Below are 23,612 nucleotides of genomic sequence, written 5' to 3' on the forward strand. Positions count from 1 at the left end.
GGTCTTGGAAATCCTTTCTTCGCTTGCGGACGGGTTCGCGATTGCCGCGACGCCGACGAACCTCTTGTTTGCCGTTTTCGGCTGCTTTCTGGGAACGATCATCGGCGCTCTCCCGGGCATCGGCCCCGTGAACGGCGTTGCGATCCTGATCCCGATCGCCTTTGCGCTGAAACTCGATCCCACCACGATCCTGATCCTGCTGTCGTGCATCTACTACGGGTGCACCTATGGCGGGCGGATCGCCAGCATCATGCTCAACATCCCCGGCGACGCCTCGAGCATCATGGCGACGCTCGACGGCCACCCGATGGCAAAGGCCGGCAAGGCGTCGGAAGCTCTGGCCATTTCTGCGGTTGCGTCGTTCATAGGCTCAAGCGTCGCAACGCTCGGGCTGACACTGTTTGCGCCCTTTCTCGCGAAGGCGGCGATCTATTTCGGGCCGAGCGACTATTTTGCCCTTTATGTTCTGGCCTTCGCCATGATCAGCGGCCTCGGCGGTGCAAATCCATGGAAGATGTTGCTGGCAGGCTTCATTGGCCTGATGCTCTCGTCGGTGGGCCTCGATCCGGGAACGGGTATGGCGCGCTACACCGGCGGCTCGTTCAACCTTTATGACGGCTTCGATCCCATAGTGGCGATCGTGGGGCTCTTTGCGATCAGCGAGGTGCTTCTCTACCTTGAGACCGCCACCCATGCGAGTGGATCCCTGGTTCCCATGGGCAAGGCGATCCCTCGCTTCCGCGAGATGCTTCCCGGGCTCGGCGCGTCCTTCCGCGGCTCGCTGGTGGGCTTTGTATCCGGCATCCTGCCGGGCGCGGGCGCCTCACAGGGCGCTTATATGGCGTACGTGATTGAGCGGCGCTTCAGCAACAAAAACAACACGTTCGGCAAAGGAGATCCACGCGGCCTTGCGGCCCCGGAAGCGGGTGACAACGCAGCGGCGGGCGGCGCGCTGATCCCCATGCTGACGCTTGGAATCCCAGGCAGCGGCACCACCGCTGTAATGCTCGCGATGCTTGTTTCGCTCAACATTCAACCCGGGCCTCTGCTGTTTGAGCGCCAGCCTCAGATGGTTTGGGGGCTGATTGCCTCTCTCTACATCGCCAACATTGTTCTGTTGGTCATGAACATACCGCTCGTCGGTCTGTTCACGCGTATGCTCACCATGCCGCAATGGATCCTGATGCCCTTCATCATCATCGTCAGCTTCCTGGGCGTTTATTCAATCAGCCACTCGACTTTCGATCTCATGGTGATGATCGGCTTCGGCGTGCTGGGCTATATCTTCCGCAAGCTCGACATCTCGCTGATCCCATTGGTGCTCGGCATGCTTCTGGGGGCCGACATGGAAAACAACCTGCGGCGCGCCCTGTCGATCTCCAACGGCGATTTCGCAATTCTCGTGCAAAGTCCGATTGCGGCAACGCTCTACTCGCTGACGGCGCTGATCCTGCTTGGCGCTTTCGCCTTGGCACTGCTTAAGTCCCGTCGGGAGCGACTGGATACCACGGAGGTGGAGGACTGAGGTAGGGGCGCCGAACCTTGGCCATGCTTATGAAGCTTCCGGGAGTGGTGCTCCCTCGAAATGCCGGCTGTTCAAGGGGTCTGTCCGTTTGCCGAAACGCGCCGACGGGCGTTCCGGAGATGCTCATGACGGCTGGACGGGAAACGACAGGCGCTCACATCAGGAAGAAAAACAGAAATCAAGAGATGAGCCTGTTCAGGCAAGCTCGATTTGCAGCATGATACAGCTTTGCTCCGAAAGGATCCTGCCCTCGCTCTCGAAACAAAGCTGAAGTCCCTCGACCGGAGCTTCAGGAAGCCAGCGAGTCGATCTCGGCCGCAACCTTTTCGTCCAGCCCCAGCTGTTCGCGAAGCCGGCTGAGATACAAGCGGTTGGCGTCGCTTCCGCCATCCACCGCCGCGCTCGACGCCAGATAGAACTCTTCCGCCGTTTCCCTGTCCTTCACCTGCGCCAGGAGCTCCGGCAGGGCTCGCGGGCTTGCAAGCTCCCGTTCCAGTACACGACGGTCATCCGCATCCTCCGCGTGGCCCATGATGCGGTAGCGTTCTTCGGCCGAAATCGTGCCATCCGCATGCGCCGCCGCGATCATGGCGCGCAGCAGGAGCAACGCGGTTTCTTCGCTGAAGGCGTCCGCCGCCTGTTCGTCCTCGGCAGAGAACGTTTCTGCAGCCGTAGTGCTGGCCGCGGGGGCGTTGGCCGCGCTCGCTCCTTGCGCCTGCTGTCCGCCACCGAGGGCGTCCCCGACCGATTTGAACAGGCCTCCCAGCGCTCCTCCGATCCCGCTGCCTGATGCTCCTCCAGCAGTTGGATTGGCGGCTCCGGTGGCCGCACCTGATGCCGCGGATCGGGACTGGTGATCCTGATAGGCCCGATAAGCCATGTAGCCAAGAGCAGCAAGGCCGGCTTTGCGGCCGAAACCGCCCCGCCCGCCAAGGAGGCTTCCTGCCGCGAGACCGCCAAGGCCACCCATCCCGCCGCCGAAGCCGCCATAGCCGCGGCGCGTTCCACGTCCTGCCATTCGGCTGGCCAGCATCATGCCAAGAAGGTGCTTCATGCTCATGGGATTTCCTTGTTGTTTGTTCGTTTGCAGCCAAACGCGATCGTCGGAAGCGCGTTCCGTCGGGTCGTGCCAGGAAGGATCAGAGATCACGTACGCCACCGTGCTGCCGGCCACTCGCGCAACGTTGAGTGCCCCGCGAAACGGCGCGGGTTCAGCGAACGTCCTTTGCGGTTCCACGCGGAAAACACCTCGAACTTTGTCCGCGTTGGCCAGTTTAGGAGCAAAACTCAAGGGCACACCGATGCAATACAGATGGCCGCGACGCTTATGGATCGTTCGACATGGGGAAAGCACAGGAAACGTAGCAAGGCAGGCTGCGATCGACGCCGGATCGCCGGAGATCAATATCGATCACCGAGATATCGACGTTCCGCTGAGCCCCCGTGGTGAAACTCAAGCGGTTGCGCTCGGACGCTGGTTTGCCAGGAACAGCGCCGACGGTCTGCCCGAGGTGGTGCTGACATCACCTTATGCACGAGCGCACGCAACCGCCCGCTTGATCACCCAGCACGGCGGCTTTTCCGACGCCGAATTCAGCGCGGATGAGCGCCTTAGAGAAAAAGAGTTCGGCGTTCTGGATCGCCTCACCACGGCCGGCATCCAGGAAAGGTTTCCCGAACAAGCCCGTTTCCGTAGCCTGCTGGGGAAGTTCTATCATCGTCCTCCCGCTGGCGAGAGCTGGTGCGACGTGATCCTTCGCCTGCGCAGTTTCATGGATACCGTGGGTCTCCACCACGGCGGCCAGGACGTGCTGGTCGTCAGCCATCAGGTCGTGGTGCTTTGCTTGCGCTATCTGCTGGAGCGTTTGAGCGAAGAGGAGATCCTGGAAATCGACCGGGAAGGCGATGTGGCGAATTGCTCCGTCACCCAGTACGAGTTCTCGGAGATGCGAAGAAAAGGCGGCGAACTTCTTCTGAAGAAATACAACTTTCTGGCTCCGTTGCACGAAGAGCGTGCGCCTGTCACCGCAGAGCCGCCTGTCGCGGATGCTCTGCGATGACCGGGCAAACCGTCGATCGCGCGTTTCTCCTCAGACATCCGTTGCCCTTGCCAGAGGGGGAGGTCGACAAAGACGCGCGAGGCCGCGTGATCGTGATCGGCGGGAGCCGTGAAGTTCCAGGAGCGGCCCTTCTTGCAGGACTGTCTGCGTTGCGGGCCGGTGCCGGAAAAGTGCAGATCGCGACAGTGGAGAGCAGAGCGGCCGCGCTCGGAATCGCGATGCCGGAAGCTCGCGTGCTTGGTTTGCCTGAAAGCGAGGGCGGCGACATCGAGGCGAGCGCCGCTCAGGTTCTTCTGACCAGAATCAAGCAAGAAGATGCGGTGCTGCTGGGGCCAGGCATGCTGGATGACGACGTCGCGGGAGACTTGGCAGCCGAACTCTTGTCTTCGCTGGACGGGCCGCATTTGGTGGTGGATGCAGCGGCTCTCACAGGCCTCCGCGAAAAAGTCGGAACGCTGAAAAAGCATTCGGGGCGATCAGTGATCACGCCGCACGCGGGAGAGATGGCGACCTTCCTGGGAGACCAGAAACAGGCCGTGGAGGCGGATGCGCCCGGCGCCGCCCGTCGGGCCGCCGCGGCAACTGGAGCGGTCGTCGTTATGAAGGGGACGTGCACTCACATCGCGAGCCCTCAGGGCCAGGTTTGGGAATGCAAACACGGCAACGTGGGCCTTGCGACCTCCGGATCTGGAGACACGTTGGCCGGAATTATCGCCGGACTGCTTGCGCGCGGAGCGCATCCGTTGCTTGCTGCGCAATGGGGTGTCTACATGCACGGCGAAGCCGGACAACGCCTCTGCCAATCGCACGGTCTACTCGGTTACCTCGCCCGCGAGATACCCTTCCAAATACCCAAGATCATGATGGACCTCAACGGCCGTCCCAATGAGCTTCAAGCGTAGGACCAGAAATCGGTCCTGCCACGGTAGCCCGATCCCGACGCATTCGGATCTCTACGGCTATAAGGTGCCACCGAGCAGCGGTCGTCCCCTGAGACGACAGCCCCTTGTCCTACGTCAGCCTCTGTTTTAGCGCTTCGGCGCGAGCGCAGGCAATCTGCCAACGCCGCAGTTCGAGCCTAGCGTCGTCAAGGGCACGATGCGCAGGCTTCTCTGGTTCGGTTTCCCTGATGACATCCTCGACCAAACGCACGATCTGCTGCTCCTCTGTTCCTGGAGGAAGGATCCGGCCGACGGCATCGCGGAAGGCGTCGTCCGAAAGTTGGAGGCGCAGCGCATGCCTTGGCAGTCCGGCCGCTCTCAAGCGCGTGCTGAGCCACTTGCCGTCCCAGGAGGGCGCGCTGGCGAACAGGTCATGACCGGAAAGGCACCTGATCATCCTGTGTGCCATCTCGTTCACGGGTTGACCTTCGTGGCGCAGGCGGTCCCTCGAAATGCCGTGTATCAGTTCCGCCTCCGCCGACCAGTCTGTCCAGTCGCGGATAGGTCTCAGAAGTGCAGACGACTCGTCGCCGTTCTCCGCCACCCAAGCGACCTCTATCGGGTAGCTCTTCTTCGACAGGGAGGACGCCTCGAAATCCAGAAACACGATCATGCGTGAGAATGTAGTTCGCAAGACCTGAACAGCCATTGCCTCGTGCGCGTCAGCGAGGCGAGCGGCTCTATTCTTCTGCCGGACCACACCAGCAGCCGAACCTGCCTTATCTTGGCGCATTCGCGCCGGAAAATCGGCGGCGGGTTTTACCGAATGGGATAATTACGGCTAATATAGCTTCATAACGGGTTCGATTATCCCGCTCGCGTGCAAATACTGTAGAACATTGTAAAGCGGTATCGGGAGTAGGAATAGGAGAGCCTGCCTGAAAGTCGTGTGCAGGGCCTGAGGCTTGTACAAGACCTGTTCGGTGGTTGTCGGTTCTAGATTTTCCGACAGTGACGGGAAAAACCTCGGTACGAGCATGACATACGCGCGGTATTCTCCACGAAAGAACTGCTCCAGCGCCCATTCTTCGCGCCTTATCACATAGCTGAAGGCAAGATAGCCGAAGCAGAAAAACACCGCGCCCAGCGTCATGGATCCGACGGCCAGACCGACCCCCGCTAACCCTACCGACGAGAAGAAATAAAGGGGGTTCCGCGTTCGGGAATAAGGGCCTGATGTGATCAGCTGCTGGTTCTTTTGTCCGCCTATGTGAAGCGAGGCCCAGCAACGACCGATAATGCAGGTGAAAAGTGCGAGCGCACCCAGCTGACGGATCATTTCGTTCCGAACGTCACCATGCATCCACTTGGGTTCGGTAAAGAGCAACAGCGCAACAAGAAGGGGCGACAGCGTCCATAAGAAGCGAATGCGTTTGCGTTGGCGAAAGACCCGAACATTCTGCTTCATCCCGAGCGAGTACCTCGACACCGTTGAGCGCGGTCCAGACGATTTTGCGGCCGACGGATCGCAGGGCACGTGGTTCCGCCGTCTGCTTGCGGCAGCGCTGTTCGCGGTGTGTATGGCGATTTGTTATTGCTGTGTGTTTCGTCTTGTTAAGAGATGTTGTGAATGGCGGCTGGGGATGGAGCACGGCTACGGAAGCGAAGCTTCCTCTCGGCTGCGCCCGAAACTCCGCACCGCATTTACTCGCACCACCGGCACGCCGTGGTCACCGCGAATTGGACATGCGCCGAGAAGATCGCAACGTGATCGCGTTTTCGCGCGCCTCGCACAAAGCGATCATCCGGGGGAACCTAGGTTTCCCGCCCGACCTCAGCTCGGCCGACGATCACCACTTTTCTGGATCACCCTGCGCGAACAACTTTGCGGGTTGATGCATCGGACCCGGCATCGTTTGCCACATCACCCGCGGCGGGTAGTTCGATCTGCGCCACAAGCCCGTGCGGAACTCTGTTCAGGAGTTCGATTGTCCCGCCATGCGCGCGCACGATGTCATCAACGATCGAAAGCCCCAGTCCGAACCCGGTACGACTGGCCGGTGTTCGCGCGGGATCGGCTTTGAAAAAGGGTTCGAGCACAAGGGTCCGCACGGTGTCGCGAAGGCCCGGGCCGTCATCGATGACGCTTATGCGGACGGCGCCATTGGCGAGAACCGTCAATTCCACCAGGGAATTGCCAGCAAACTTGGTGCTGTTTTCGACGAGATTGGCCACCGCACGGGCCAGCGATCGCGGTTTGCAGCGATAGGTGAAACGGTCCGCGCCAGCATAAGTGACGTTGAAGCCAAGATCGGAAAAGTCAGAACACACGGTCGCCAGCAGACTGGGAAGATCCGCATCCACCAGCGTCTCGGACGCCATCTCCTTGCTGAGGTAGGTCAGCGTATCATCGATCATGTCGCTCAGGGAGGAGATGTCCTTGAGCATCGCCGCTTTGAGCTCCGGCTGCGTTGACCTTTCCACGCGCAGACGCAGACGGGTCAGCGGTGTGCGAAGATCATGGCTGATCGCGCGCAACATGCGCGTCCGATCATCGATCATGTGGCGGAGCCGGCTACGCATGTCATTGAGGGACTTCGCCAACGTCCTGATTTCAGCCGCGCCACTTTCCTTGAAAGGCCTGTCGGGCTCTTCGTCAATCTTCAAAGCTTCCGCGGCCCTCGCGAATTCAAGAAGGGGAGATGCAATCACCCGCGCCGCGTAGAGCGACAAGAGCGCCACCGGCAGGACCAGTATCATCAGTTTCAGCACGATGATGACTTCCTGGTCGCTGATCCATGCATCGGGAGGAGGTGGCGCGGGCAAAAACGCCAAGGCTTGGTCCTCGCCGATCCCGACGACCAAAACATCGCGAAGGCTGCCGGTTGCCGTTTCCGAACGCAAGGACGTGGGGAAGCCAGCCGGTAAATTCTCCTGCACCACGTGGCGGAGATCCGCGGAGGGAATGTTCGGTGTGCTTTGCTGAAGCTCAGCCACCCCAACCTCCTCGACCCGCAACCCCGTCCTTGACGATGCATCGAGGATCGCTGCCTTCTGCCCCGGGGCAGTGGACGCGCGTACCAGATCAACGACAGACTCGATCTTTGACGCGGTCGCACGCGCATAGGAGACGCTTTCCAGGTCTTCCCTCAGCAACCAATCGGAAATCTCGCTGAGGACAACCAGGCAAATGATCGGGCCCAGGGCCACAGCCGCGATCTGGCGGCGAATCGATCCGCCCCTGAAGCGCTTGCTCATCAGCAGCCCTCGACCATGGGCGTGAACATATAGCCGCCCAAACGGACCGTCTTAATGAACGAAGGCTCGCGGACATTCTGCTCGATCTTCTGCCTGACGCGGCTGATGTGGACATCGATGCTGCGCTCGACCGGACTGGCAAGGCCGGCGTGGGTCAGCCGAAGAAGCTGCTCACGGGTCATCACCCGCCGCGGATTTTGGCAGAATGCGAGAAGAACATCGAATTCGGCCGTGGTCATCGAAACGTGCACACCATCCGGATTTTTGAGTTGCCGCAGGATCGGATCGATTTGCCATCCCGCAAACCGCATCGGGGCCTGTTGCGACCGCTGATCCGCTGCATAGGACGCGCGCCGCAACAGGCCCTTGATGCGCGCCAAGAGTTCACGGGGATGAAAGGGCTTGCTGACGTAGTCGTCTGCGCCGAGCTCGATTCCGACAATGCGGTTTATTTCATCGCCGAGCGCCGTGAGCATGACGATCGGGATCGTCGATGATGCCCGCAGCCGGCGGCAGATGCTGAAACCGTCCTCGCCAGGCAGCATGGCGTCAAGCACAACCAGATCGAAGGATTGCTTTTTCATGGCGGCGTCCATGGCGAGGGCTGAGCCAACAGAAACAGCGTCCAGGCCGTTCTCCCGCAACATCTCTATCACCATGGCGGAAATCTCCTCGTCGTCCTCAACAAGAAGAATGCGGCACAGGGCTTCCGGCGCTCCACGATTAGAGATCGTCATCTGTTTTCTCTGTAAAGCATGATCGGCGACGGCGCTTGGCTCTCGTGTTTCATTGTCGCAGAAACACACCCGGAACGACAGGATCAAGTCGTGCCCGTCGATGTGATCGGCTCCCCGGCAGTGTCGGTGATGGGGGAGCCTGGCTTCGCTCGACGTTCCGCTTTCCCCAAGCAGCCCCCTGGGTGACCCAACGAGGTTCACGAATGGGAATAGTTCCCGAAGGGCCGACTTCAGGCCCTGAGCTGACTGTCGCTTTCGGCAGGCCACCAACGATAGCCGACGTCCACCACTCCCAAAATCAAGCGCCGGTGACCCGCCAAATGACATCACCTACGTCATCCGCCATCAGAACCGCACCGTCCGCAGCAAGGGCTACGCCGACAGGACGGCCGAAGGAGAACTTCTCATCTGCCGACAGAAAGCCGGTGAGGATGTCGCGTGGCATCCCGACCGGCTGTCCCTTCTCGAAGGCGACGAAAGCCAGCTTGTAACCCGACAGCTTGGAGCGGTTCCACGAGCCGTGCTGACCAATGGCCATGCCCGCCGGGAAGCCGGGCAACGTTCCTTCGGGCAACCAGCAGAGCCCCAGCGATGCCGTGTGCCCGCCCAGTGCATAGTCCGGCTGCAAGGCCGAGGCGACCTTTCCGGCATCCTGCGGCACCCGATCGTCAACCACCCGGTTCCAGTAGCAATAAGGCCAACCGTAAAAACCACCGTCGCGTACCGACGTCAGGTAGTCGGGCGGGGTCTCGTCGCCAAGTCCGTCTCGTTCGTTGACGACAGTCCAGAGCAGACCACCCTCTGGCTCCCAAGCCATCCCCACAGGATTGCGCAAGCCGGCTGCGAAGATGCGAGAGCGCCCGGTACGAAGGTCATACTCGTGGATGCAGGCGCGGTTCTCTTCCGCCTCCATGCCGGCATCGCCGATGTTGCTCAGAGATCCCACAGCCACATAAAGTTTGGTGCCATCTTTGCTCGCGATAAGATTGCGCGTCCAATGCCCGCCTGGGACCAGATCCATCAGCTTCTTGCCCGGCGCGGTGATCTTCGTGGCGCCAGAGACGTAGGGGTAAGCCACCAGCGCGTCGCTGGCACCGATGTAAAGCGTCTCGCCGACAAGCGCGATGCCGAAGGGCTGCCGAACATTTTCCAAATAGACGTGGCTCTCCTCGGCCGCTCCGTCTCCATCCGGATCACGCAACAGCGTCACCCGATTGGGGCTGTCGCCAGAAGCGCGCGCTCGTTGCATGGTGGCCGACATGGCGTGGTCGAACAACGAGCGCGGATTTCCCCGTTCAGCCATTGATTCAGCCACAAGCACGTCGCCATTCGGCAAGACGTACATGTTTCGTGGGTGCACCAACCCTCTTGCAAAGGCGTTCACCTTGAGCCCGGCAGCTGGCCGAGGCGTGTGATCGCCCTGCCATCCTCTCGCCGTAGGCATTTTCAGGGTCGGGATCTTGCCCTGCGGCTTGGGGGCGGGAATGGGGGGCGTACCTCCGTAGGCTGGCGCAAGGTGACCATCACCGGAGTGGCGAAGGGCAACAGCACCTGAGCCGACGAGAGCGACTAACCGGGCAAACGGGGAAGGTTTCGTCACGGTAAGTGTTCCTTTTTCGCACCATGGAGGCACTTGAGCAGTCTGTGCAACATTAGAGCTCCGCCGGTTGAAGACGAGCTGTTTCCCGCTCTAACATCTTGGGGCCTGATCGGGCGACGTTGTCTGGTCAGCCTCGAATTCATCTTTGTCGTTCCAACATCACGAACGGCACTCCGAAGCCGTCGCGAAGGCGCGCGTCGAGGTCGGCTTCTGCGTCGCTTCGGGCGGGTCAGTCGCGCACATGAAGGGCTGCAAGAGGCGGGGATGCGGCTCCCAGTCGCGTTGCTTCAAACACTCTGCCCGGCTCCACATGATGGACCATGTGCCCGACCCCAGGGAGCCATGTCAGTTGGCTACCAGGAACCTCCTCGTGGAGGCGGCGCGATTGGCTGCGGCTGTCAACGATCCGGTCAGCGTCGCCGGCGACGATCGCGACCGGCAACTCAAGCTCGCGGTATCTGCTCTGCAGGCGTTCGGCGGCTTCCAGCATCATCATCGACTCTTCAGCTGAAGATCTGATGGCCCCAGGTAGCAGGGCGAGTTCTTTCGGGAAGCGGCTGAACCTCGGTGGCGGATGTGCAGGCCTGAAAAGCTGCCTCACCATCAACGGCCATGCCGCGCGCACCACGTGAGGCAGTATCGAATGGCGTAGCAACGTTCCCAAGCCCGGCAGTGCTGCAAGGGAAACGAGGAGCGCATCAACGCGAGCGGTAGGGTAGTAATAGCCCGATGCCAAGACGAGGCTTCGCACGCTGGCTGGATGTCTCAGCGCCCATTCCACCGCCACGAGGGAGCCCCAGGAGTGACCCAATACGTGAGCGGTGCCAATTCGGAGTTGCCGAAGTGCGGCATCGAAGAGATCGGCTTGAGCTGCCGGTGTCCACCTTATTGAGCGCGGGCGTGTGCTCCAGCCATATCCCGGCCTGTCAAAGACGATGACGCGGAACTGCTGCGCCGCCTGTTCAACCAACCCGCTGATCACGAAGTCCTGGATTAAGCTCCCATTGCCATGCAGCAGAACAAGAACCTCCCCTGAACCAACATCCAAGTAGTGAAGTTCTACGCCATTGATCGACAGGACGCGTCCGATCGCTGGATTGAGGGTCCGCGCCCGCTTCGTCGCAGAACGAGTCGCGATAGCAGCCAGCACCCCGGCAACTGTCAGCCAAACTAGACGCTTACGCATCATCATGCCTTCGCCTTATTCTACCTGCGCAGTCATCAAGATCCACCAACCGGCGTTGGACGACGATCACCGACAACACGCCGTTGGGCAAGAACAGCTCCCACCGCAAAGAGCCTTCCAAAATCCCGTTCCCCATCAGTCCTGTGCCCGGCCTCCCGAAGGCTTCAGCTGCGGCAGAACATGCGCGCCAAAAGCTTCAATGAAAGCCTGCGGCTCGGTGCCGACGTGGTGGAGGTAGATACCGTCGAAACCAAGCTCAACGAACTTATGGAGCCAGGCAGCGTGCTGTTGTAGGTCCGCAGATATGAGCACGCTTCCGTGCATGTCTTCCGTACGCATGCATACCGCGGCCGCATCAAAGTGCGCGGGCGCCTGACGGATGTTTTCGCAGTCACGCCGGTGGCTGCGGGGGCCAGTGTCCTCGGCTATTTCGGTACCGCTAGCTGGGAAAAGAAGGGTTCTGAGATGGCCTGTCCTCTTGTGGAAGGACAAGCACCCGTCCAACGCAATCCTTCAGTTGAAGAAACAACTCTCGGACTGTCTCAGCGCCTCAAATAGAGCCACAGCGTCATCGGCGCCAGCACCGCTGTCAGCGCCACAGGGGCGATAAGGGCGAGCAGCACGTCGGCTGCGCTGGCGCCGCCACCCATCAGGCCCCGTAAAGCCGTTGTCATGAGAGAGACCGGGTTGATCTCGACAATAGCCTGCAACCAGCCCGGCATGGTGCTGGGATCGACCATGATGTTGGACGCGAAAACCAGCGGAAACAGGAAGGTGAAGCCGGCCGTCATCACCGTGGTTGGTGTGCGGATCAGCAGGCCGAGCACGATGAAGACCCACCCCATGCCGAAGCCGATCGCGGTTAGCATCGCGAAGGCCGCCACGACCCCGAGCACGCCCGCCTCCGGGCGGTAGCCGAGGATCAGCCCGATCGTCGGGATGATCGTGGCCGCAATCAGGTGGCGTAGGATGTCGCCCACCATCAGCCCGGCGAACGGCGCAAGCGACCAGATTGGCAGCGATCGGAAGCGGTCGAACAGGCCCTTGCCGAAGTCGGTCGAAAGGCCCATTCCCGAATAAACCGAGTTGAATACGACGGTCTGCACGAGGATGCCCGGTAGGAAGAACTGCAAGTATTCGCTTGGTGAGCCCGCCAGTGCGCCGCCGAACACAAAGGTGAATAGCAGCGTGAACATGATCGGGGTCATCACCAGGTCGAACAGCTGTTCGGGCACGTGCTTGAACTTCAGGACCGCGCGCCACCCGAAGACGAGCGCATTCGAAAGGGCGGACGGCGCCGGGGGACGCGCCACGCGCCGCAACCGCATGAGCGAAGTGGCCTCGGTCATGTCCTCGTTCCCTTTTTCTCCTGCAACTCCGCACTCGGCCGCGGCCTATCCGTCAGCGCGAAGAAGACCTGCTCCAGACTCGGCTGGCCCATCGAGAAGTCGGCGAGCTCGATACCGGCGGCGATGAGGGCGGCCAGCGCCTCGTTCGCGGCCTGTGCGGTGCCCGCCATCACATGCAGCTCCGCACCCTCCGCACTGCGGCTGACGCTTTGGCCGAGCAACGTCTCGAGCAGGTGCGCCGCCTCATCTCTGCGGTCCGGATCGGCGAGGGCGACATGCAGGAAGCCGGAGCCGGTCGCTGCCTTCAAGTCGCGGCTCGTCCCCTCGGCGATCTTGCGGCCATGGTCGATCACCGCAATTCGGGCGGCAAGCTGATCGGCTTCCTCCAGATACTGGGTCGTCAGCAGGATGGTCACGCCGGACGCGGCAAGGCCGCGGATCATGTTCCACACATCTTTTCGCGCGTTCGGGTCGAGACCGGTGGTCGGCTCGTCGAGGAACAGCACGCCCGGCGTTACGATCAGCGACGCCGCAATATCGAGCCGACGGCGCATGCCACCGGAATAATCCTTGACTTGTTTTCCGGCGGCACCCGAGAGTCCGAAAGCCGCCAGCAGTTCATCGGAACGCTTTTTCGCCTCTCGACCGCGAAAGCCCCAAAGCCGCGACAAGAGCACGAGGTTTTCGCGGCCGGTGAGGTCCTCGTCCAGGGAGGCGAACTGTCCCGTCATGGCGATCGCGCCTCGCACCGCATGAGGCGCCGCAACGAGATCGTGCCCCATGATGGTCGCGGAACCCTCGTCCGGCTGCGATAGCGTTGCCAGCATCCGCATGAGCGTCGTTTTCCCAGCTCCGTTCGGACCCAGGATCGCGAAGATCATGCCCCGCGGCACGTCGAGATCGATGCCGTCGACAGCCCTGACGGTTCCGAATGACTTGGCGAGACCGCGCGCGGAAATCGCCAGGCCTTCCGGGGCGGAACTCGCAGCGGCGGGTTGTGGGGATGGCAACATCTCGTTCATGGCCGCATTCGAACTTCGACGGACAGGCAGGGACGCGCCTATAGCAGTTTTTAGTGCGCTTCCGACAGTCCTCCCTGTGGCGAGCACCATAGCCTCAACTCCGACCGCGTGCTTACCGGCGACGATCTCGGGCTGCTGCGTGGCTGGCTCGCGGCTATAAACTCGCGGTAGGCTTAGCGTTACAGCTTTACGAGACGCTGCGAGCGGTAGTTTGCGAGATCGAAAGATCGCTGTGTGAGCCGGAGGCTGGACCCGCCAGGAACCATGCCCCGAACACGGGATCAAATCCGTCGGAACATATAGGTTGTCGCATGGCGTGCCCGTCCGTCGGGATCCCAGGCGAAGTCTGGGATAACGCCTGCGACCTCGAAGCCGATGGAGGCGTAGAGCGGCTCGGCTGCGTCTCCGGTCCGTGTATCGAGCGTGACCAGCGTCCTGCCGAGTTCCTTGGCCTGCTCGATCGCTCGGACCATAAGGCGTCGTCCAATGCCGAGACGCCGAGCGCTCGGATGGACGATCATCTTGGCAACCTCGCAGCGATGCGGCTGGTTCGGCGGCATGGCGGTCAAGAGCTGGACAGTGCCGACAATCTCGCCGCCGCGCTCCGCGCCGAACAGCACACGTCGCGCTGCGGCGACCTCGGGCAGGACATCGTGCAACCAGAATCGAGCGGCATCCTCGTAGGATAGGGGGGCCATGAAACTGATGGCGGCTCCTTCCTCCACACTGTCGGCGAGGATCCGTGACAGGGCTCCGACGCGCCCTTCGACGGCAGCGGCATCGAGTTCGATCACTTGCGTTTCCATGCGGGACCCCTCAGGCCATGGCGATGATGTAGCGGGCCGACCGGTCTCCAGTCTCGAAGGAAGACGGGCCCTGGAGCTGGTAGCGCAGGCAGTCGCCCGGACGCAGTTCGTGACGAACGCCGTCTACGGTGAGCACCAACATCCCGGCGAGCAGAACCAAGTGATGCTCGTGTCCTGGAATGGAAGGACGGTCATAGGCGAAGCGCTGGTGCGGCTCGATCTCGCCCTCGATCATTTCGAGCTTGAGTTGCCCGCTAGGCGGCGACACGGCACGGCGCGCGAAGCCGTGCGAAGGGTCCGTCCAGAGGCTCTGGTCCTCATGGCGAACCAGCGCCGGGAAGTTGGGTTCAAGCGGCGCGAAGAGTTGAGAAAGCGGCAGGGCGAACGCTGAGGCGAGGCGTCCGAGTGTCTCTACGGTCGGGCTAACCTCGGCCTTCTCGATCCGTGACAGCGTGGCGCGGCTGATACCGCTCTTCGCCGACACCTCCGCGAGGCTGAGCCCTCTGCTACTGCGAACACCTCTGAGGTGCTCCGCCAAGACGCGCTGCGTCTGCGAGGTAGTTTTCATATATGAGAGATAATCCCAAATATGGGCTATGCGCAAGATCGCTTCGTGGAGTGACCGTTTTCGGCGGACGGTAGATCAGCCTACCGTGGTACTTGGGGTCGAAAGAAGAACGTCTGCTTCCGCCCTAATAGCTCACAGCAAACGGTCCGCTGACGGCCCCGTTTCCGCTGTAGGAAATGCTTTCCCACGGGCGACGGTAAGCGGGCGCCAATGACTGAGATTGGGGTGGATTCCTGTCCGTCCGCTTCTGGGCGGCTGAACGGAGAAAGCAGCCATTAGGTGGCCGCGGCGCTTCGACCGCAACACGCCCAGCCACCGTCCCGAAAGGCACCGATAGACGGCTCAAATGGGATGGGAGGGACTGTCCAGGGAGGTTGGTTGTTAGGAGGAGGGTTGCGCCCCTCCGCTCTCGACTTGATGATGATAATCAGGTCGCCGCTCGCCGCCATCCGACAGCGAGGGCGCCGGCACCGATCATGAGCGATCCACCCACACGGTTGACCACACGCTGGATACTCGGCTTGCGTATGGACCTTCGAGCCGTTGAGGCAAGGAAGCCATAGAGTGCAGCGTTCACGGTGGCCAGAAAGAGGAACGTCAGCTCGAAGATGACCATCTGCTGGTAGACGGGCCGCGAGGTCTCCAGGAACTGGGGCAGGAACGCCACGAAGAAGATAATGCTCTTTGGGTTCAGGGCCGCTACGACGTAGGTGTGCAGAAAGATGCGGAAGGGTCGCTCTTTTGGGGCGCCTGCCACCGCCTCGTCGGTCGCGCCCGTAGACACCGGAGCTCGCCAGAGCTTGATGCCGAGGTAGACGAGATAGGCGGCACCGACCCACTTCAAGGCGGTGAAGAGCGTGGCCGAAGTCGCAAGAAGCGCGCCCAGCCCGAGCATGGAGGCCGTCATGGCGGTGAAATCGCCGAGCGCAACACCGGCGACGGTCGAAGTGGCCGCCTTCCGGCCGTGGCCGAGCGCGTAGGATATAACGAGGAGTATAGTTGGTCCCGGGATCGCGAGCAGCACCGCGGACGCGGCGACGAAGGCTAACCAATGCTCAAGTGACATGAAGGCTCTCCGGCTAGGGAACTGAACCAATCCACTGAAATCGGGCGAGTACAAGCCCTTTGATGCATCTTTAGATGCCACCTTTCGGGTGGTCCGCAAGGCCTCCTCCCCGGCTGAAATGGGGTCGTGAGCTGACGAAGCAACTGCGCCTGCTGGGTGAGCTAGAACGGCAGCTTACCGCCAAGCGCTTGCAAAAGCGGACCGTCCGGATGCGACCCCCTACTCGCTGCTGGAAATAGATCCCCGGATTGCGATGAGGTGGATTGCCTCAACGGCCACTCGTGGGTGGTTTGCTGCCAGTCGGTTTCTGGACGAATGATGATGAAGGGGACATTCGAGCGGCCATCGGCTTATCGTCGGCCGCACATGAGTGGGCGGAAGATCCCTCAGATCCATACGTCGTTAGTGGCCGTTCGGCCGCTCGACTGCTCGTCGCCGGTGTTCGCCACGCCTCTGGGCTCAATCAGAAGCAGCTTCACCTGCGCGCTCCTCAAGGCGAAGCGCGTGCGATCTCTTTCAGCAGGTCGATGAATGCGCTGGTACGGATGCCCTTCGGATTCTGGCTGAGATCGACGGTCTGTACCACCACTAGCCGCCTCGACGGCACGACGGCTATGTTCTGCCCCCCGTAGCCAGAAGCGTAGAAGGCATGCGGGCCCCACATGTCCTCGGGCAGCGTCCACCACATGTACCCGTAGCCCTGCCGTATCCGCTTTGCCCACGAATAGGTCGTGGTCGACTCCCTGATCCACGATGCCGGGATGACCTGTCTCGTGCCCCACTTTCCATCGTTCAGGAAAAGCTGGCCGAAACGAGCGGCGTCGCGGGCGCTGAGCCGAAACGGATAGGCGGGATGCTCCGACAGCTTCTCAACGGCGTAGCGGCCATCCTTGACCGAGAAGTCCTCCATGCCAGTCGGCGTGGCGATCCGGCTCTCGAAGCTACCGAAGATGTCCTCTCCGGTTTGCTGTCGGTAGATCGTTCCCAAGGCATTGAAGTCCCAGTTGTTGTAGAACCAGAAGGATCCGGGCGCGTGACTTCCGCGTGCTTGCCGCTTGCGCTTGATGTCGGCGGTCTCGTGGGCGGCGGGGTGATAGATGCCCGACCGGGATGTCAGCAGGTCGCGAACCGTCGCGGTCTTTTCATCGTTCGTGAGGCTGGGCTCATTGTCGTCAATGCCGAGGTCGGCGAGGCTGGCAGAAAGGTTGGTTCGACCCTCGTTAACGCGATGCCGTAGAGCGCGCTGAGCAGGCTCTTGCGGACGGAAGCCATTTCCACCTTGCGGGACGTGTCGCCCCACTGGGCGATCACTCGCCCATCCTGAACGATCATCAGCGCGGTGGGCTTGAGCGTTCTGGATCGCCGCCGGGCAGTCTCCAGTCTCTCGGCGGACCAGCCCGCCGCCACTAGATCGATGTCCTGCCACGATTGGGCATAGGCCGTCCCGGTGACGAGAATGCCGAGAACCAGAAGCAATGCGAAACGGAGGATCATCCGTCCGTCCCCCCTCTCATTTAGGCGTGGAACATCCAATGGTGGCGGCTTCAAGCCGGTCTCCTGTCCTCTCGTATGATCGCAACGGCGCGCCCCACTCAGCCTCGTCGCGCCGATGCGGGAGATGTCGATGATGGTCGGCGCACTCAAGGGCATGCTGATCCTGCGGGAGGCCGTTGGTCCGTGGCGGCTCGCAGGATACGCCGCCTCTCATCGGAGGCGTCGTCCTTCCTTCCGCCAGATGAATGTCGGCTTCCGGGTAAGGGGTATCCCGGCCGGATCGTCTGGAAGGGGGTCGTAAAGCTGACCAGGCAAACTTTGCCCGATCACGAAGGTCCCGAACGGCAGCTTACCGCCTTGCGCTTTCTAGAAGGGACCGTCCGGAGACGGCCCACAGACAAGCTTGACCACTCTGTGCTCCTTTGGGTCGAGCGAGGAGCGGCCCGATTACGCCAAGCGTGTCGCGAGGTCTTCCAAAAGCCATCGTCCAGCCTGGCCCAATGCTCGGTCACGTATGTGCGCGGCGTAGATCATGATGGAGCCCGATGCGCCCGAAAGGTCCTCTGTCAGTTCGAGCGGGACAAGACGCCCAGACGCCACATGCTCCTTGATGAGGTGTTCGGGCATCCTGCACCAACCGAATCCCGCAAGCAGGAAGTCCATGCGTCTCGCGAGGTCGACGAACTTCCAAGATCCCGTGCCAACGACGCCGTAGCTGGGGCCGTCGGGATCAGTAGGATCGGAAAGGATGAGCTGAACGTGCTGTTGGAGGTCCGCCCGGCTCGCAGGGCGTCCAAGACTTGCCAGGGGATGCCCGGCAGCGACCACTGGGACCGGGCGAATGCCCAGCAACGGGATCGCGGTAATGTCGTCTGGAACGGCGGGTATGAGAAGGCAAAGTGCGACCGCCGCCTTGCCGCTGCGAAGGCGTCTTTCTGCACCCCCGAGCCCCTCGGTCGAGAAGCTGACGGGAAGGTTCGGAAAGGAGGCGCGAAGGGCCCGCAGGCTGTCGATGAGCGGCGCGGTCGGCACGAGCGGATCGATTGCCACGGCGAGCTCGGGTTCGAGGCCGTCGCGGGTGCCGGCGGCTACCGCTTCGAAACGAGAAGCGCTCGCCAGAACCGCTCGGGCCTGATCGATGAGTACGCGCCCGACGTCAGTGACCGTCGGGCGATGTCCGCTCCGGTCGAACAAGCTCACACCCTGTGCCTCTTCAAGGCTGGCGATGGACTGGCTAATCGCAGATTGCACGCGGCCAAGGCGCCGTCCCGCTGCCGAGAAGCTACCGCTTTCCGCGATCGCCACGAGAACCCTGAGTTGATCAAGGGTCAAACTCCCGATCATGATCATCTCCCTTCCTGATGGAGATGATCACAATAACATCTCTCCTTCAAGGGAGTGGTGTTCAGTACGTTGGAGCAGCTTGAGCCGGGCAGCCCGGCGGATCAACACCTAACAACGTTCCGAACCATCCAGATACAGGACGATCACCCATGTCTAAGCTTCTCGTTGTCGAGACCAGTCCCCGTGGCGATCATTCGATCTCTCGCAACCTCACCGAGCGGTTTGTCAACACGTGGCTGTCTGCTCATTCAGACGGTGTAGTGATCAACCGCGATCTCATGACGACAGACCTCCCGTTCGTGACTGCTCAGTGGTTGCAGGCCTATTTTACCCCTGCCGAACTTCATTCCACCGAGATGAAGGACGCCCTTCGGCTTTCGGATGAGCTCGTTGCCGAGCTGTTGGCGGCAGACCACGTCGTGATCGCGACGCCCGTCTACAACTACAACATTCCCGCCGCCTTGAAAGCGTGGGTCGACCATGTCGTACGCAAGGGCCTTACCCTCGGAAACGACGGAGCAGGCTTGCTGAAGGGAAAGAGGGCGACCGTGTTGATGGCTTCGGGCGGCATCTACACCGAGGGCTCTCCGATCCGCGACCGGGATATCGCGACCCAATACCTGCGCCTGATCCTCGGCGTCATCGGGGTGACGGACGTCACCTTCATCGCGGCGGGGGGAGCGAAGGTCGTCGATCTCGGCGAGGTACCCCGCGACGAGTTCCTAAACAGGTTCCACGGCGAGATAGAAGCAGAGGCAGCGTGAAGGATAGGCACATGGAACGAGACTTTGTGATGAACCCTGCAGCCACTGCCAATGTGCAACGGGGAAGCCACCTTCGTTGGCTCGGACTCTGGACCCTCAGGATTGTATTGGGCCTGGCATTTGTGGTGTTCGCCCTCATGAAGTTTAGCGGCAGAGAGGCAATGGTGCTCGAATTCGATGCAGTCGGACTGGGGCAGTGGTTTCGATACTTCACGGCCACTCTCGAGATGATTGCAGGGATTGCGATAATCATACCTCGGACTTCCGTTTTCGGTGCACTCCTGGCGCTTGCGGTCGATCTGGGCGCATTCATCGCGCAGTTGACGCTCCTGCATATCGACTGGATTCACACGGTCGTCATCGCAGCACTGCTGATGCTCACGGTCTATCTCCAACGTGCGCAGCTCGGTTGGATGCGCAGTCGCATTGGACGGGCAAACACATCACAGGCTGAGGGGAACCGATGATCGAGCAGGATCACATTTCCTTCGGCCCGGTTCATCTGGAGGTAACCGACCTCAGCCGGACATCGATGTTCTGGGAAAGGCTGTTCGGGTTCGTGAGCCGCACGGGCGAGAACGATAGCGTTGAGATCGGAGCGGCGAGCGAGACCCTCATCGTGCTCCACGCGGGTGCCAGACACCCGCCCAGCAGGGAAACAGTGGTCTTTATCACCTGGCGATCCACACGCCGAACGAACGAGATTTCGCGCGTCTGCTCAAGCGGTTCTCCGGTCTGCGCGTCATAAGGCTGGGTTGTCCGTGTCCAGGAGTGTTGGCGAGGCGCAGCCTTTGCAAGTGAACCGCTGTCGGAATAGGCCCGAACGCAAGTCCCCACCGATTCCGGCCGCCCAGGTACAGGTGTCAGGTGAGCCAACGGCGAACCCAGCACCAGACCAGGCGCCGCATGAAGTGAGATTAGGTTCCGGGGAGGGGAGAGCCTCACGGACGAGCGGTGCCAAGCTAAGAACCGGGTGAAGTTGGAAGGGCAAGGAAGAGCTAAGGCACGCGACCTTGCGGGAGGTGCACGAAGCTGATCATCCGGACACAACCTGACAAGTAACTTCGAAATCTCTGACTTTTGATCTCAAGTAAGCACTGGATCCTGCCTTGCGCGCGATATCGGCCGGTCCACTTAAGCGATGGTGGCTGTTTGGCGGCATCAACCCGTCGGGTGATATGCTCCATGGTGCTCTCCTCGATCAAGGCATCTCCATGTCAGCGGCGCCTAATCCCTCCCGCAAGGCCGCAGAAGACGCCCATCGTGAGTTCGACTCGTCAACCTGGGCCGGAAAGTCGTCGCCCTTCAAGCGCGGCAAGCCAGATCGCGTCCGGCGATCGCGTCCAAAATGCCGACTCGTAAGCCATGCCTCCAGCAAGTGACGACGGTTCGGTCCGATGCCTGCTTCAAAGTAGCCAAACGTCACGGAAAAACCGGTGATGATTTCCGAAACCGGCCGACACAAGGGTCGTCACCGACGGTGGAAAGGCATCAACGACAAGGGGAGTGGCTTGCGCACGTTCTGGATGCGCTAGCACGATCGAGGACGCATGTGGTGGGTGTTGCCTTTACACATCGTCAACGCACCAGCCTGGAATGCTCCCCATCGTGGTCGATGGGATCATGGCTTCATCCTAGAGAATCTCAGCGTGGACCCAGCCTGTCTGCCGCCCTCAAGCGCACGACTGGGGCGGATCGGTCATTGCTGCCTGAAAGCAGGCACTACAGCCAGAAGTCGCTGATCATTTCGGTGTGTACCGGTACTTTCCTATTCGCCCCCCAGGCACAGCAATGATTGTCCGCTCATTTGTACGTAAGGAAGTCACAGTCTGAGAAAGTCGTTGATCCGCATGCAGTAGAGCAGCTTCTCTGGCGGAGACGGAGGGTTCTCCGCTCGGAGGGGCCGAACTGCGCTCTTCCGCCGACTCGAACGTCAGCGGTGACTGGATAGATTCTGAAGGAGCTGGTGCGCAGAGGCCGCGCTTGTGCCGTCAGTTATCAGCCAACACGCAACAAGCGCGAGACAGAAGCTGAGCACAAGCGCGACTGAGATCGAGAGCTTATGCATGGTGGCGTAGATACGCGCCAGTGAGCAGCAAGTTCCATGAGGATGCTGGATGGGCGAAGCTGTCGCAGCGATCGCTCGTCGCGCTTCTTGCCTGATCCGACGGCCCCGTTCGCTGGCTGACGCGGCGGCCGGATTTCAACCATTCCGGCACGTGCTTGACCACTGCAAACAGGGCCGTTTAGGGTGTCAGCGTAGCGCACCGCTCCTCCACGTGCTTGGCGAGCCTGCTAGCCGAAGGAGTCGAGGGATGGCGCTTTTTATTGGCTTCGTGCTCGTCTCGCTTTTGGGACTAATCCACCATTACGGACTGCTTGCTGTTCGTGCGATTAAGCCCAGCTCGGATCATCGGCCACGGGCCGCAATTATCGTCACATTCATCGCGCTGCTGGCGCTCCACACGATCGAGATCCTGGGTTTCGCAGTAGCTTACAAGGTCTTGCTGATCTGGGGCGCTGTTGGAGATCTCGCCAGCTACGACAGGAGCTGGAGCGGGTTGATCTACTTCTCCGGCGTGAATTTTGCCACACTTGGGTACACACAGATAGAAACCAGCGGCGCGATACGCTTGATCAACATGATGCAGTCGCTCGGCGGCTTCATGGTGCTAACCTGGTCGGCGACATTTCTCTACTCGGTCTCGGAACGAGCCTGGAAGGAGTAGCCCCTTTCGCAAGAAGATGGTTTTCGAGCGGTGCGGCTGAGGGGAACATTCTGTTGACCCTCCCGTTGGCCTCCAAATGTCCTCTGCGGGCATGCCAAAGGAGCTCTACAATGTCCGAGACCGTATCTATTCCTGAGAAGACCCTCGTTGTTGTGGCTGATGGTCACCAAGCCATTCTGCTCCGGAGCCACGGCGTCAAAGACGCGCTGACCTTGACGGAGGAGCGTCGCGTGACTCCAAAAAACCTAGACGACGAAGGTCCGTCCGGCTCTCGTCCCGTCGATCAAACGCCTCGCCAGACGGATGAAGCCACCTTTGCCAAACAATTGGCGAACGCACTTTACTCGATGAAGCAGGAGCACAAATTCCAGCATATGGTGCTCGCGGCTGATCCACAGACTCTCGGCCAGCTTCGGGACACTATGCACAAGACCGTTTCAGAAAGCGTCATTCTGACGTTGAACAAAGAACTGACAAACCACAGCGCCAATGAGTTGGCTGCGGCAGTGCGCGACGCTGCCGGCTAGCTCGACGGCTACGTCACCGGCTGCGCCTTCTCGCGTTTGGGCGGCGGCATGAACGGCCGCAAGTCGCCTATGCCGCACGACGCGGCTGGCCCACACTTAGAGTGCTGTTTGGCACCGGGTGGGCGGAGAATGCAGTCCTGAGCAATGGCCACCTTGAGCTCGGCACGCAGATCCTGACAGGATCATCTTCATTGCACGCAGTTGACCTCAGGTATCACGCAAAATGATGAGGCTGAACGTTAGTTCAGGGTGCTACAATGCAAGGAGAAAGGGCGTCGCGGCGCATGGGGGCGCCGACTGTCTCCGTCGCCAAAAAAGTCCCGAACGTTCGATTCAGCTGCAAACGGCGTTTGGCGGAGTAATGGGGGAATACATCTAGTGGGATGTAAACGCAGTTTGCTGAACACCTTCTTCTGAAGGAGGGAGCCACCTGCCGAGACCGCTGCCGTTCTGATCTGTGTGATGGGGCAAAGTTTACCTGCTCAGCTTGCGACCCATTCAGCCATTTAAAGTCGCAGACGGCTTTCTCACAAACCCGCCGTTGCAAGCAGCTCGAGGATTGAACCCGCCCCGCGGGAGAGCGCCACGTCAGCTGAGGACGTGTGTACCTCGATGGGGGTCGCGACATGTTCCTTGCGGCTCGACCCGGCATCCCTGCCTTTGATTGTCACCTGAGCCTGCCAAGATCACGCGATC

At 60.9% G+C, this 23,612-nt stretch carries 22 protein-coding genes; 8 read left to right on the forward strand and 14 right to left on the reverse strand.

The window, feature by feature from the left end; all coding sequences use genetic code 11:
• The first annotated feature begins 4 nt into the window (after positions 1–4).
• Entirely contained in the window at positions 5–1,525 is a 1,521-nt protein-coding gene (locus J5Y06_RS03305; protein WP_209333669.1) for a tripartite tricarboxylate transporter permease, read from the forward strand.
• Positions 1,526–1,814: 289 nt separating this feature from the next.
• Here J5Y06_RS03305 and J5Y06_RS03310 read toward each other — a convergent pair whose 3' ends face one another.
• The gene (locus J5Y06_RS03310) at positions 1,815–2,585 is read right to left on the reverse strand and encodes a DUF533 domain-containing protein (protein ID WP_209333670.1); all 771 of its coding nucleotides are present in this window, start codon (positions 2,583–2,585) and stop codon (positions 1,815–1,817) included.
• A 196-nt stretch (positions 2,586–2,781) separates the two neighbouring features.
• On the opposite strand from J5Y06_RS03310, the gene J5Y06_RS03315 reads away from it, so the two are divergent.
• Together J5Y06_RS03315 and J5Y06_RS03320 are read left to right on the forward strand one after the other, a co-directional pair.
• Positions 2,782–3,585 (forward strand): histidine phosphatase family protein, encoded by an 804-nt coding sequence (locus J5Y06_RS03315; protein WP_245247539.1) that lies wholly within the window; start codon positions 2,782–2,784, stop codon positions 3,583–3,585.
• Positions 3,582–4,487, forward strand: a complete 906-nt coding sequence (locus J5Y06_RS03320; protein WP_209333671.1) for an NAD(P)H-hydrate dehydratase — start codon at positions 3,582–3,584, stop codon at positions 4,485–4,487. Before J5Y06_RS03315 ends, J5Y06_RS03320 begins: the two co-directional genes overlap by 4 nt.
• 109 nt (positions 4,488–4,596) lie before the next feature.
• Here the strand turns inward: J5Y06_RS03320 and J5Y06_RS03325 are convergent, their stop codons facing one another.
• The 13 genes from J5Y06_RS03325 to J5Y06_RS03385 all read right to left on the reverse strand — a co-directional run bounded on the left by J5Y06_RS03325 (position 4,597) and on the right by J5Y06_RS03385 (position 18,896).
• Entirely contained in the window at positions 4,597–5,139 is a 543-nt protein-coding gene (locus tag J5Y06_RS03325; protein WP_209334350.1) for a 3'-5' exonuclease, read from the reverse strand.
• 168 nt (positions 5,140–5,307) lie between these two features.
• Positions 5,308–5,934 (reverse strand): methyltransferase family protein, encoded by a 627-nt coding sequence (locus J5Y06_RS03330; RefSeq protein ID WP_209333672.1) that lies wholly within the window; start codon positions 5,932–5,934, stop codon positions 5,308–5,310.
• Positions 5,935–6,332: 398 nt separating this feature from the next.
• Positions 6,333–7,724: an ATP-binding protein gene (locus tag J5Y06_RS03335; RefSeq protein WP_209333673.1), complete on the reverse strand. Its 1,392-nt coding sequence runs from the start codon at positions 7,722–7,724 to the stop codon at positions 6,333–6,335.
• Positions 7,724–8,461 (reverse strand): response regulator, encoded by a 738-nt coding sequence (locus J5Y06_RS03340; protein ID WP_209333674.1) that lies wholly within the window; start codon positions 8,459–8,461, stop codon positions 7,724–7,726. Before J5Y06_RS03340 ends, J5Y06_RS03335 begins: the two co-directional genes overlap by 1 nt.
• A 298-nt stretch (positions 8,462–8,759) precedes the next feature.
• Positions 8,760–10,061 carry a PQQ-dependent sugar dehydrogenase gene (locus tag J5Y06_RS03345; RefSeq protein ID WP_209333675.1) on the reverse strand — a complete coding sequence of 434 codons (1,302 nt, stop codon included), beginning with the start codon at positions 10,059–10,061 and terminating at the stop codon, positions 8,760–8,762.
• A 229-nt stretch (positions 10,062–10,290) separates the two neighbouring features.
• Entirely contained in the window at positions 10,291–11,253 is a 963-nt protein-coding gene (locus J5Y06_RS03350) for an alpha/beta fold hydrolase (protein ID WP_209333676.1), read from the reverse strand.
• 536 nt (positions 11,254–11,789) lie between these two features.
• The gene (locus tag J5Y06_RS03355) at positions 11,790–12,596 is read right to left on the reverse strand and encodes an ABC transporter permease (RefSeq protein ID WP_209333677.1); all 807 of its coding nucleotides are present in this window, start codon (positions 12,594–12,596) and stop codon (positions 11,790–11,792) included.
• The gene (locus tag J5Y06_RS03360; RefSeq protein ID WP_209333678.1) at positions 12,593–13,618 is read right to left on the reverse strand and encodes an ATP-binding cassette domain-containing protein; all 1,026 of its coding nucleotides are present in this window, start codon (positions 13,616–13,618) and stop codon (positions 12,593–12,595) included. Before J5Y06_RS03360 ends, J5Y06_RS03355 begins: the two co-directional genes overlap by 4 nt.
• A gap of 281 nt (positions 13,619–13,899) precedes the next feature.
• Entirely contained in the window at positions 13,900–14,424 is a 525-nt protein-coding gene (locus J5Y06_RS03365; RefSeq protein ID WP_209333679.1) for a GNAT family N-acetyltransferase, read from the reverse strand.
• Between the two features lie 10 nt (positions 14,425–14,434).
• A complete protein-coding gene (locus J5Y06_RS03370) occupies positions 14,435–14,992 on the reverse strand; it encodes a helix-turn-helix domain-containing protein (RefSeq protein ID WP_209333680.1) in 558 nt (185 codons plus the stop codon).
• A gap of 427 nt (positions 14,993–15,419) precedes the next feature.
• Positions 15,420–16,058 carry a LysE family translocator gene (locus tag J5Y06_RS03375; protein ID WP_209333681.1) on the reverse strand — a complete coding sequence of 213 codons (639 nt, stop codon included), beginning with the start codon at positions 16,056–16,058 and terminating at the stop codon, positions 15,420–15,422.
• A 490-nt stretch (positions 16,059–16,548) separates the two neighbouring features.
• Positions 16,549–17,484 carry a serine hydrolase domain-containing protein gene (locus J5Y06_RS03380; RefSeq protein WP_209333682.1) on the reverse strand — a complete coding sequence of 312 codons (936 nt, stop codon included), beginning with the start codon at positions 17,482–17,484 and terminating at the stop codon, positions 16,549–16,551.
• 515 nt (positions 17,485–17,999) lie between these two features.
• Positions 18,000–18,896 carry a LysR family transcriptional regulator gene (locus J5Y06_RS03385; protein ID WP_209333683.1) on the reverse strand — a complete coding sequence of 299 codons (897 nt, stop codon included), beginning with the start codon at positions 18,894–18,896 and terminating at the stop codon, positions 18,000–18,002.
• 149 nt (positions 18,897–19,045) lie between these two features.
• On the opposite strand from J5Y06_RS03385, the gene J5Y06_RS03390 reads away from it, so the two are divergent.
• From J5Y06_RS03390 to J5Y06_RS03410, 5 genes are all read left to right on the forward strand, one after another.
• Positions 19,046–19,660, forward strand: coding sequence for an FMN-dependent NADH-azoreductase (locus tag J5Y06_RS03390; protein WP_209333684.1), 615 nt, complete (start codon positions 19,046–19,048; stop codon positions 19,658–19,660).
• A gap of 11 nt (positions 19,661–19,671) precedes the next feature.
• Positions 19,672–20,127, forward strand: coding sequence for a DoxX family protein (locus J5Y06_RS03395; protein ID WP_209333685.1), 456 nt, complete (start codon positions 19,672–19,674; stop codon positions 20,125–20,127).
• Positions 20,124–20,408 (forward strand): VOC family protein, encoded by a 285-nt coding sequence (locus J5Y06_RS03400; protein WP_209333686.1) that lies wholly within the window; start codon positions 20,124–20,126, stop codon positions 20,406–20,408. The genes J5Y06_RS03395 and J5Y06_RS03400 overlap by 4 nt, the downstream gene beginning before the upstream one ends.
• 1,567 nt (positions 20,409–21,975) lie before the next feature.
• Positions 21,976–22,389, forward strand: coding sequence for an ion channel (locus tag J5Y06_RS03405; RefSeq protein WP_209333687.1), 414 nt, complete (start codon positions 21,976–21,978; stop codon positions 22,387–22,389).
• Positions 22,390–22,499: 110 nt separating this feature from the next.
• Complete coding sequence (locus J5Y06_RS03410; protein WP_209333688.1) at positions 22,500–22,916, forward strand: host attachment family protein; 417 nt, start codon at positions 22,500–22,502, stop codon at positions 22,914–22,916.
• Positions 22,917–23,612 lie beyond the last annotated feature (696 nt).

It is taken from the genome of Tianweitania sediminis, assembly GCF_017813335.1.
GTDB lineage: Bacteria > Pseudomonadota > Alphaproteobacteria > Rhizobiales > Rhizobiaceae > Tianweitania > Tianweitania sediminis.